Below are 12,448 nucleotides of genomic sequence, written 5' to 3' on the forward strand. Positions count from 1 at the left end.
ACCCTGCTCCCGCCAACCGTTAACTGCTACTGCCACCTGACGGCCCAGTACATTATAGATCGTCAGCTCCACATCCGCTTGCTGCGGCAGATCGTATCGGATGGCAGTCGCGGGATTGAAAGGATTGGGATAGTTCTGATATAGTGAAAATTCCTGCGGCAAAAGTCTGCCTGAAGCGCCGACAGACATGGGATTCTCCGGGAAAGTCAGCAGGATCACATTTGCCAGCTTCTCCCAGTTGGACTCTGAATCACGCAGCTTGCTATATGCCTGTTCAATATGAATGAACCTGCCGGAGTTGCCGCTGGCGTAGGCATCGCACGGATCGTCACTGCCGTTCAGTAGCCGGCCTTGCGTATTGGTGCGCGCAATCAGTCTGGTCCACTCCTCATCGATATGCGCTATTCTAAAGGTGAGACTGTTATCGATCTCTGCATAATTATCTTTCATCTTTGACAGGTAATCGATGTCGGGCTCTTCTTTGGAGCCGTTGCTCAGAATGAGATCAGGATCGGTACTCTTCTTGCCAAAGCCGTGGGGTTGAATTGCTATCACTTCAGGAACATGCTCGAACAAGACTTCGGTGGTGAGCTGAAATGTGCCCTCAACAACGTGCGCCTGATCGGAATATCGATAAGCTTCCGAAGTTCCCGTACAGACAGAGCTGCTGCCGCTGCACGACGACTCCTGCTCTGCATTGCATCTGTGCGTACCGCTGACAAAGTATGCGCGGGCTCCCGCCGTCTCAAATGCCAGTAGACCCTCTTTTCCCGTGTTCATATCGTACAGTGGGTGCGGACACTGGATAACAAGATTCTTGCGCCGCGCCCATTGATTGAAAATGAATGTTCCCCAGTGGTTTGATTCCGCATCGGCGGAACGTTCCAGAATATAGTAGACTATACTGGAATCGTCACTGGTGTCGGTGAATTCGGTAAGCTGGTAATCGAGATTCAGCGCTTTGGTGTGGGCCGTCTCATAATCCTTGTTCAGGATAGCATCAATTACGTCACGCCACATTTTGCGGTCTGTATTGCTCGGCTCTTCATACTCTTCCCCGCCGTACGAGGATGGCATCGAAGCAAGGATATCATAGATATGCCGGGTCAGGTCCCCGGAAGCGGTAACTTGGGCTGTGATGCTGACGAGGGGAGCCAGAATGAAGGTAGTAACGATTGAGGAACGCCTGTTTTTCACTACTGTTTGCTCTGCTATCTCTTAGTAAACTTACGAACTTATTTCAACAGCACTATCTTCCGAGTCTGACTGTCACGTTCAATTTGCTCAAACTAGTTCAGCCCGGATCCGGAGCGGAAATTGGTCTAGGGTTCTTCAACTACGAGCAGTTAGACTATTTTTTTACTCCCCTCCTTGCCTGTACGCTTGCCAGGTGCAAGCCTGAGCAAGGACAGACATCAGGTAATCTGTCGTCCCGGGAGCATTTCAGGAAGACGCCGGGAATTGACCGACTACCCAATCCAGGCACTGATTTCCCATCTAATGCTGCTGATGGCAAAACCGATATATACCGCGGAGGCGATAATCATCATAATAGTAGAGAAGACCCCTGGCCTGACACTTTTCGGCAGATAACGATAGTTCATGTAGAGTGTTAACGGTACATAGATGGCCATGGCAAAACCACCCATATAGCCGGCGTTGAAAAGGAATCCCAGATCAGTAACGCCCCTATTTTCCATGACGTACGTGATAACACAGCCGGCAACGATCCACCCCAGACATACTGTCAGATACCACCAGCTCACTTCCCGTTTTTGTGCCGATCTCACATTCGTGTAGATGATATCGGCAAAGGTTCGGCTCACACCATCAAGCAAGACAAGCTGTGTACCGAAAAGTGTGGCCACGCCCACCAACAGGAAGATGATCTTGCCCGACTCCCCCCACACTTCACCTAGTACGACAGCTTCGTCCCAGATGAGGGTTCCCGCTGCGGGTACAATGCCCCGCGGAGTGAGGACGGCCAGCGCGCCAAACATGAAAAGAACGATTGTAAAAGTGTTGAGAAACCAGAAGAAAATGATCTGATCTTTCTTGACATAACTCCACCAGGCGCTGAATCGCGAAATATTTTCTTCTGTCTCCTTAAAACGGAAGCCACTGGACGGAGCAGCCTCTGACCGCCCCCGGAGCGGATTCGTCATGCGGGGAATCCTTGCGCCCATGCCGATATTCTTGTCGCGCAGATAGAAAGAATAGAACAGATTGGCCGTCCCTCCCGCCCCGGCGAACACCAGTGCACTGAACAGCGTTTTGACCGAAATATCAGGATGCGTTTTCCCGATGCTTACTATCCCCAGACCCAAATCCTGCCATACTGCCACAGAACTGACCGCAATCACCAGGCTGATAAGCCCTACGGTCACAATAACTACCAGGAATTCTACACTTCTCTCTACAGACTGATAAACGATTTTGGGACCGAATAGTATAACAGCAGCAGCGGCAAATGTGATCACCGTCCAGAAGGTATCGGAGCCGTAGCCTCCCGGTCCGACCATGAGAGCCTTCAAGGCGAGACCGGACGCCCTCGCCCACCCCGGCACGAGCCATCCGAGCATAGTCAGAATAAGGAAGACAGGAGCGAAACCGCGCCAGATACGTGCAAATCCCGTGAAGGGCGTTTCGCCGGTAGATATGGTCCAGCGGCCGATCTCAAGATTGATCCACAGTTGCAGGAAGACGCCGAGCATAGCAGCCCACGCCATGGTGGCGCCGTACTGAGCCATGATTCGCGGCCAGATGACAATTTCACCCGCGCCGATGGAGAGTCCCACCAGAACAGCACCGGGACCCGCCATCCTCCAGAAAGAGTGCGTCCTTTTGGGCATTTCGGCCACGCTGAGCTGGTCAATCTTGATTGTCACGGTGCAAGTTTATGTCAGGACTCGAATTCGAGATGGGAGGAAAAGTAAAACCGAATCGCTTCAATATCAAGCCGGTAAAAACCACTATCTTTTAAAGGAGATTGTTCTTTCCCTTTTTATACTCCACTGATTCTCGAGGAGACAATGGAGTTAATTAACCTGCAAGATTTCGAAACAGCGGAGAGGGAGGGATTTGAACCCCCGGTCCCGACAAGCGGGACAACGGCTTTCGAGGCCGCCGCATTAAGCCAGGCTCTGCCACCTCTCCTGCTAGAAACTTAAGACCAAACAGACGGCCCAACAAGGTTGCGGAGAGAGGGATTTTCTACCTGAATGACGAAGTCGGCCAGAGAGTGACCGTAATATGATAGACGGCGGGGCTCTTCTCGTATCACGCATCATGAATTACGCGCAACTAGCCATTCACCGCTTCAACGCGAAGAAGCTTACCAATAACGATTGGCATTCAGACTCGAGCACGCCCCCCTTCACCGCCGTTGAGTGAATGAATCGCGGATCACCGCACAACTGATAGAGTGAGCCGCAACACCCCGCCTCTTCATCATAGCATCCGAAAACAACTTTCTCCAGGCGAGAATTGACGATAGCACCGGCACACATGGCACACGGTTCCTTGGTGACGTAGAGCGTACAACCCTCTAAACGCCAGTCATTGAGAAAGTTCGCCGCGGCGGTAATGGCGATAATTTCTGCATGTGCCGTAGGATCGGACAACATTTCGCGCTGGTTGTGCCCTTTACCGATAATACGGCTCCCCTTCACTACTACAGCGCCGACGGGAACCTCCTCTAGATCAAATGCCCGTTCCGCCTGACGCAGTGCCAGCTTCATCCACTTTTCGTGAAGGGTAGGGGTCATAACAAAAGTAAAATTTGAATCTCAGATAAAAGCAGCCTAAGGTGCAGGAGGATTATTCCGTAGCCATTCAATTTTTTCCGCCAGCTCGGCTACGCCTTCAACTGTAGTAAGATCAGGCTCAAACGGGGGGTCTACGAGTCTCTTCACCTGGGTCAAACTTTCCTGAAAATTTCCTTGAGCAAAATAAGATGACGCCAGGACCCAGATGACTTGTATCGAACTGATTGTAACATCCCTGGAAAATTTCCAGCCGGGAGTTCCCGTAAACTTTGTATAACTGCTGTCCCCAACACTATTCAACAGCGTATCAGAATAGGAGATAGCTGACTTATGGTCATTCTTGGCGTGATAGGCAAATGCCAGACCTGCGGTACATTCCTTCACCGGATTATGGGGTGGGGTTTCACCTGAAAACAGTAGATTGTAATCCCTGTCTGTAGTATCTTGAAGCCCTCGTCTACGTCCCAGTTTGAAGTTTGAAATACTTGAGTCCAGCTCTCCAATCTTGCCATAGGTCCATCCAAGACCGTTATACCCATCTTTATAAGAAGTATCTTCAAAAACCGCCTCAAAAAACCACTGGTTTGATTTTTTGTAACTTCCTTGATCAAAAAGAACCCATCCGTATTCTGACATATCCATCTCGGTGGGAGTCGCAATCTTGCGACAATTGAAGAGCAAAAGGGAAACGAAAATCAGCAGACAGGTTTTGAGAATCTCTTGTCTTAGCATTTCAACGTACCAGCATCATTTTTCTTGCTTGGCGGACCCCGCCGTCACTTGAGAATCCAACTATATATATACCTGACGAAACAGGCACACCGTGTGTATCTCTGCCATCCCAGACCAAGTCGTGTCTGCCTATTAGAAGTATGTCATCGTGCACTGTTTTTACCTTCTGACCCAGAAGATTGTAGATTGAGACATCAACCCTCTGTTCCAGGCCGCCAAAGAATCCGACATCAAAAGTGATGTGCGTGAGGGCATTGAAAGGATTCGGGTAGTTACTGCCTAGGGCCGTTTCTTCCGGTACAATAATGGTCCTCTCTCCAATTTTGAAATACCCCATATTAGAAGTCCAGGCTAACAATTCACCATTCTTTGAAATCGTGGGCAGCTCCTTCCAGAAAGAGTCCCGGCTTATCTGATAAATAGCCTGGTCTTCTTCAGGTAGAGATGAATCCGCCTGTAGAGATACCATCACAGGTTTCTCAAAGGTTACCATCTGATGGCCCATCCGGTACCTAGCGTCATAAGGCTCATCATGGTATAACAGTAACGAGTCAACTATCATGAATGGTTTATCGAATGCAACCGCACCAGATTTAGCGTTTACCTTGAAAATGCCGTCGGTGCTGGAACCAACCCAGGACTGTCGCGCCCTTGCAAATACTACATTGGTGCACGGCGTTACGACCGTATCCCCTACCACGCCTATAACGTTCATTTCATAACAATAGGTGCTCGTGGTATCAAACTCGAAGTTTCCAACCCAAACGTAAGAATCGATGTAGCTCAAATCAACCTCGCCTTCTGGCTTGAGAACTTCACCCTGTTTTTCATACACGTATAAGATCAGTGGTTCTTTCCTCGGTTTGTAAAGATTATAAACATCACTAGTATCCAGATTAACCTTTCCAACAGTATCGATAACCATCAACTCAAAAAACCGCGTAAACGAAGGATTCTGGGCAAATGTAATCCACATCTGAGGTCTGGCAACGCGCAGAACATCAATGATAAAGGTTTCAGTTGTGATCAACTTTTCATCTGTCAGAGACAGGGTGATTTTAGACTCTTTAGTCCAGAACGAATCAACCTCGAAAGTAAAAATCACATCAACTGTATCCCTACCGGTGGTAGCTACGATAGTGTCTGAAGGTGAAACATGTATCTGAGTTGAGTCCGAAAATGCATTAATAGTGACCAGCTCATCATCAGGATCGTGAACCTTAAAAGTATACTCCATTATAGACCTGTGATTTACTCCCCTGCCAGCCTCATTCATAACTGTATCCGGAGCAGTCGAAACCTTCGGGCGGGTATTCGCGTTGACTGTAAGGACAAAAATCTCATTAGTAGACCGACCCCATTCGTCACTCACATTAAGAGTGACGGGATAAGAGACTGTATCACTATGTAGCGGCGTTTGCCACGTTAACAGACCGCTGGAAGTATTGATCTTTGCAGCCGCACTGTCTGTAAGCAATACCAGCGAGTCCTGGAGTATCAAGTTATTGAGGAAATTGTAGTGAAGTGTATCACCGAGCAGTGTTGATAGGTCCAGGTCTGTAGCGGTTACCTGATAAGATAGATCTACCTGTTCTTTAGTAGTAATTGTATCAATTGTCGAAATGATTGGTGCAGAATTCAAGCGATAAAAACCGGTGGTAGTTTGCAAGGTTTGTGAAACATTTCCGGCACTGTCTACAGCCAGGACACTTAAATCGTATCGTGTAGAATCTCTCAAAGGAGCTTTCCCGGTGAGAAATGTATCTAACCCCGCCGATATCAATTCCTGGACACTGTCCAGATCCGCCGAACCAAAACGCCCCACAGCCCACTGATAATCCGCGACCCCGGACTCGCCAAGTAACGAATTATCAACGAATTGTGTCCATCTGGCATACAGGGAATCCGATGAAACAAGAGTAGTGTCAACGACTGCTACACTCCCGGATATCTCGGTAACATAGCTCCCTACAACGGGCGAAATTGTATCGACAACAAGTGTATCGAGGTTAAGACTGCCGACAGTGACGTTTCCCGCACGGTCATACAGGTCGACATTCGTCAACAATTTCACACCCTGGGCAAAGTCAGTAGCTGAGAAACTGCTTCTGATGTCCGCTTTCTTCACAAATATCTCTTTAACGGGGACGGCAATATTGATGAGAGTTGTAGACGGACCAATGTCTGCAAGACTACCGGTAACAGTCGTTATTTGCATCCTCGGCTGTATCTTTCCTTGCAGCAGACTGTTGTCGGTTGTCTGGATTGGAATCGTGATGCTCAAACTATCGGTACCTGCATTGAACCATCCGGTTTTGGGAAGGCTACCCATGGGGACAACATCACCTGTCTGAAAAGCAGCCGGCGGCGTGTTGTCTATTTCGAAGTCCGTTGCACCACTCAAGGTCGACAAAGCATTACCCGCCAGATCAAAGTAGGCCGGCGTAACGGTCATATTGCCCGTATAAGAAGTCCCGGTCGGAAGAGTGAAGGTATAAGTCCAGGTAGAATCACTATTAGTTGAACCGGTGAACTCAAGACCTGTGATCGACACATCAGTGGGATCAGCAAAAACAACCGATAATGTAGGAGTTGACTGAACCGTTTCATTAAAGTTTCCAATCACCTGTATCTGGTCATCTCCCTTGCCCAGGTTCTCTAACGATGTCTGTGTCAAGTTTACATAAGTTAAGCTGCATGTGGGGGCGATGGTATCGATACGAAGATTTTTGTTACTACTCAGAGATCCCGTAGCACCTGTTTTAAACAAGATTAAAGATGATAACGGATTCCCTGCCGGATCACGGATAGTCGCTCCATTGAGATCAAAAGCGGTTGTGTCAGTATAGGCCAGTTTGTCACTGTTGTGAGCGTCACTAACCACATATCGGAAAGTCAACGTATTTGTCCCCGTGCCGGAGATGTAGTCGACTTTTACATCTGGATCGCCTATCTCTAATTCGATTCTCGGTGCGCCGGAAACATCAACAACCTGATCGAACTCAAGCGTGACCGCAATTGTATCACCCTCATTGTAGTAACCATCATCCGTTGATGAGGTTACCTCCACCAGCACTGCAGGTGTCTGATCTACTGTCAGTGTAGTTGAACTCTTGGTATAGGTAGTACTGTTGCCGGCAATATCACGAACAACGGCCCGGAATTCCATATTGGCCTGTTCAGCAAAACCGTTAGCCTCTTCGAAATCGGTGGGATCAGATTTGTGTTGTGTACCCTCAGCGTCGGTATAATAGACATAACTTCCCCCGGTATCGGTAAGACTAATATTCAACGAGCCGGTAGCAAGTTCTGCCGCATCGATATAGGTGTTATAAGTGCTGTCACAGGTTGATGTATCCGCCTCATCAAATTCACCACTATTGCCACAGCTGTAAATTTTGTCCCAGTAGTCAGTATCTAATATAGATTTCTTTGAATAAATCTGTATATATCCGCCCTTCAGGGTGGTATCATCAGTATCAAATGGGACGGTAACATCGACACTTGTATTCGTACTATTATAGTATCCGGCGACAACTGTCCCTTCGGCAGACACCACAGCGCCCACCGTATTATCAGCAGGAGCGGTCTGATCTATGGTAAAAGTTTTGGCATTGGATGAAGTGGTACTGTTGCCATACGAGTCCGTGATTATGACTCTAACATAAAGCGTAGCCAGCTCTGTAAAAGGCGTTAATGCCTCAACCGAGGCAGCACTGATCACAGGGAGTAACACCACATCGTACCATGTTCCTCCGGACCATCCTACCTTGCCCAGATCAGTTGCCTGAATAGTGTAGGCATCGCCAATGTTTGTATAAGAATTTGCTTCCGTCACTTTTGCCTGCACCTGAATTGTTCCGCCAACGAGTTTGGTATTGTTTTCAACTTTCACTTTGACTTCCAACCCTGTGTTTGTGGAATTCCAATAATTATAATTTTCAGTTCCACCATCAGTGTAGATGGAATAGTAGTTAAAAGCGGAGGGGCCTTCGTCGTCGTTGGTGATCGTATAAGTGTGCGCCGCCGTGCCGACAGTACTGTTTGTAGGACTTGAAAGTGTAACAATAACTGTCTCATCATCTTCTACAACGTAATCGTCCGTTATAACTGCAGAAAGTGTATCGGCCGTATTGCCGGCGGTAATAGTTACTGTTCCATCAGCCAATGTATAATCGGTTCCACCACCCGTTGCAGTTCCCGTCAAAGCATATGAAGCGGTTATATCCTTACCGGAAACAGCTGATAAATTAACTATGAATGTACCGGGTGTAGTGGCCTCGGCACCCGAGGAAGATGCTGAGCTAAAGCCAATCGCCGGAGAGTCATCATCATCTGTGATGGTATGTGTAATTGTTGAATTAGTGCCCAGCGACGGAGATGGAGTATGACCGGTGGAATAGATAGGATTAGAAAGGGTTAAAACTATTGTTTCGTTGTCTTCATCCAATGCATCATTATTTATTGTAGCGGTTACATTGGTAGAGGTATTACCGGCCGTAATAGTAGCTGTTCCATCAGCAAGGGTGTAATCTGTGCCTCCTCCGGTCGCGGTGGAAGTACCTCCAACCGCATAGCTGACATTGATATCGATACCGGAAGCTGCGGATAATGTGGGCACAAAAACCGGGGTAGCTGATTCAGTACTTGTATTTGTAGCTGCAGGAAATGCAATAGAAGGAGCATCGTCATTATCAGTGATCGTAAACGTATGTATTGGATATGTACTCCCCAAGGTTGCGTTAGTTGGAGAACCCAGAGTTATGATTACTGTTTCATTCGCTTCATCATAGGTGTCGGTAATTACATCAATGGTAAGAGCAGAATCGGTCTCACCGGCTGTTATATATGCTGTTCCATTTGCCAGCGTATAATCTGTTCCTCCGCCCGAAGCTGTTCCGGTCATTGTATAAGGCACAGATATTTTCTTACCGGAAGCTGCGTCTATCTGTATCGTGGCTGTACCGTCAACCGGCTCGGTTGCACTGGAAGTACCAGCCGTGAATTCAATAGTAGGCGGATCATCATTGTCTGTAATGGTTAACGTGTACCCGGTATTAGTCCCTGCGCTACAGTTCGAATAGGAACCTAAAGTAAGGATTACCGTTTCATCAACTTCATCCAAAACATCGCCGGTGGTGGGAATTTCGATCGTCTCCTGGGTATCATCAGCGCTAAACGTCAGAGTTCCGGCATCCAGATCATAATCTGTATCACCGGTTCCGGTTGCTGTACCGCTAATCGTATAGGCAACGGTTGCCGTTAACTTTGAGGCAGCACTTAAATTCACATTGATACTTTCCGTCCCACCTTCGGTAACACTGGCTGTAGCCTCTGCAAAAGAAACGGTGGGCGCATCATCGTCATCAGTAATCGTATATGTAAACTGGTTATCACCTTCATCTCCATCAAAGGCTGTGCCGCTAACCCAAGAAGATGTAGACGTTGAAAACGCGTGGCCGCTAAGATCAAGGATCACAGTTTCACTTGCCTCGTCGTAAGCATCGCCGGTCACAGTGAACGTCAGTGCAGAAGAAGGTGTGGTACTTCCCGCGGTGAACGTCAACGTACCCTCTGTAATAGAATAGTCTGTTCCACTAGTCCCGGTGCTTGAGTTGTTAACAGCATAATTAACCCTTGCTTCAACTTCGGCGGCGGCGGATAGTGTGACAGGCACGGTTACGGATGAAGTCCCACTATTTCCTTCCGCTCCTGAAGCATCTGATCCAAAGGCTATATTCGGGGCATTATCGTTCGCACTTACATTGGTAATAGTATAGGTATACTCAACATTAGTACTTTTATCAGCTCCAGAGACAGCACCCATATCCAGTATAATTGTCTCACCCGCTTCGTGGATTGCATCATTTACAATGACTAAAGGAATGTTGACAGTACCAGCCGCCGTATTTGCCGCTATTGTAAAATCACTGGAGAAATTACTGGTCTCACTCTGTGTGAAATCGGTGCCGGCTGTCGCAGTACCGCTAAGAGTCAAGGGAATGGTGATGCCCGAGGAAGATGCCCTGTTCAAAGTTAATGCAATATTCTTAGACGTGGTTGCTTCGTTTCCACTTTCGCCAGTACCGCTACCGTCCGCACCTCCATTTGTAAACTGAACCGTCGGTTCATCGTGTTCTTCTTGTAATTCCCAGGTGTATACATAGTTGGAACCGCTGCGTGTTGCATAATTGCTCCCCGCACTCATACTGTTTATGGTGATAATAAGTGTCTCGTCAGGATCATATAATGCTGTAGCGTCAGAAGACGGATCCACCGATATGGTGGTAGTTGTGGCTCCAGCCGCAATTGTAACAGGTGAAGATGTCAGGCTGGCATAGTCAGATCCGCTAGTGGCAGTCCCACCCGCAGAAAAGGGAATCGAAGTAGGTAGACCAGACGCCGCGGATTGCGTAATGGTGATTGTTGTGGCACCATCGGTTTCATTAATGTCAGAGGCCTGAGCAGTAGCGAAAGAAACTGAGGGTACGGCATCATCATCTGTAATGGTGCCGGTGTGTGTAGTAAACTCAGGACTGCTTCCCGAACCTCGATCGGCATGTGACGTGCTCCCATTTGCGGCAGGATAGGACCCGTTGTTGACAATGGTGAGAACAAACTCTTCATCCAGTTCATAAAGATCATCCCCGTCTATGGCCAGATTTGCTGTCTGCGTTTGTGCACCACTACCAGTGGCTGCTGCGGCAATATTTACGGTCGCAGTGGTAATAGTGTGATCAGCACCACTTCCTGCAGCGGCTGTGTAAGCATCAGCATCTCCACCTGCGGCAACCGTATATTGGAGAGTGGTCTGGTAAATAGAAGGCCTGTCCTGAACAAACGTGACGGTTAGAGTTTGATCAGCATCTGTTTCAGCATAATTTGCGGTTGCTGTTTGAAAATAAACTGCTGGTACATCATCGTTATCAGTGATGCTTATCGTAATTTTCCCGTACAGTGTGAGGCCAGCACCATCCGTTGAACCACCATCGGCAGCGACCGAACCACTGTGGTTGTCATAACTTGTATTAGCTGGTGCAATTTGTAAAATAATAGTCTCCGCGGTCCCGCCAGAGCCTGTTTCATAAACATCATCATCATTAATATCGACATCAAAAGTACTTGATACACTACCATATGATAAGGTAATTGATTGATTAGACCAGTCACCTTCATTATATCCATAATCAGCACTAGATCCATCAGTTGCGGTCCCAGCACCACTGGTATGTTGTTGAACCACAATTGTTGCAGCATCACCGGCGTCCGGACAGGAACACCTAACTGTTACAGTATAATTAGCTGATTCGGCCACAGTAGCTGTTGCCACTGTAAACCCGTAATAATCAGCCGAAAATAAAAAATTACTGTTGCAAAGAATATAAAATGAAATAAGGAGTATGGGATTGTGAAGTAAACTACCTGCCTTTTTATTACCAAAAAGTCCGCTGGTAGCTAATTGCAATAGATTTAAAATGGATGCCATTTGTTCTGAATTAAGTCTTATGCAAAATAGTTGAAAAGATACTATAGAAATTTCGAACTAGTCTTTGATATCGTTCATAAGTATTCATTGAGATTAACTCATCAAGACACGGGTCAAAACACACCTTAGTCTGAGTCCTTTATTTCATCCAGTTGTTTCTAATCATTCTCACAATATCTCACAGTTAATATACTTACTTTCTACCTTTCATCGATGTGACGTAGCTCACGACAGTCCGACTCTGATTATAAGCGGCATCGACTGAACTAATCCTGAGAGCGAAGAGGATGATTGAGAAGTCATCTTCACAATGTCATACCCAGAGATAAAAACAGATCTACCCAGGAGATATGTGTCCCCCCTCTCCTCAGATCAGCCGGAATGTTGTAGGCAAAGTTTGACCGCACCCCGATCCTCATATCAATCAGGTTGGCGATAGAGAAGCCGCTGCTCAGCGACCCCA

The 12,448-nt window shown here is 47.5% G+C and carries 5 protein-coding genes and 1 tRNA gene; all 6 read right to left on the reverse strand.

Going from position 1 to position 12,448, the window contains the following annotated elements:
• Window positions 1–1,197, reverse strand: a 1,197-nt coding sequence (locus tag QF669_04500; GenBank protein ID MDP6456704.1) for a hypothetical protein, incomplete at its 3' end; no start/stop codon positions are given.
• 272 nt (window positions 1,198–1,469) lie between these two features.
• A complete protein-coding gene (locus tag QF669_04505) occupies window positions 1,470–2,888 on the reverse strand; it encodes an Nramp family divalent metal transporter (GenBank protein MDP6456705.1) in 1,419 nt (472 codons plus the stop codon).
• 178 nt (window positions 2,889–3,066) lie between these two features.
• Window positions 3,067–3,156: transfer RNA gene (locus QF669_04510), tRNA-Ser, on the reverse strand.
• A gap of 155 nt (window positions 3,157–3,311) precedes the next feature.
• The gene (tadA, locus tag QF669_04515; protein MDP6456706.1) at window positions 3,312–3,767 is read right to left on the reverse strand and encodes a tRNA adenosine(34) deaminase TadA; all 456 of its coding nucleotides are present in this window, start codon (window positions 3,765–3,767) and stop codon (window positions 3,312–3,314) included.
• A 36-nt stretch (window positions 3,768–3,803) separates the two neighbouring features.
• Window positions 3,804–4,403 (reverse strand): hypothetical protein, encoded by a 600-nt coding sequence (locus QF669_04520; GenBank protein MDP6456707.1) that lies wholly within the window; start codon window positions 4,401–4,403, stop codon window positions 3,804–3,806.
• Window positions 4,404–4,500: 97 nt separating this feature from the next.
• Entirely contained in the window at window positions 4,501–11,829 is a 7,329-nt protein-coding gene (locus QF669_04525) for a Calx-beta domain-containing protein (GenBank protein MDP6456708.1), read from the reverse strand.
• Window positions 11,830–12,448: the final 619 nt, after the last annotated feature.

It is taken from the genome of Candidatus Neomarinimicrobiota bacterium, from assembly GCA_030743815.1.
GTDB lineage: Bacteria > Fidelibacterota > Marinisomatia > Marinisomatales > S15-B10 > UBA2146.

Excerpts from the sequence above, each read along its gene's own strand:
- tadA (MDP6456706.1), bottom strand. The coding sequence starts at position 3,767 with ATGACCCCTACCCTTCACGAAAAGTGGATGAAGCTGGCACTGCGTCAG.
- QF669_04520 (MDP6456707.1), bottom strand. The coding sequence starts at position 4,403 with ATGTCAGAATACGGATGGGTTCTTTTTGATCAAGGAAGTTACAAAAAA.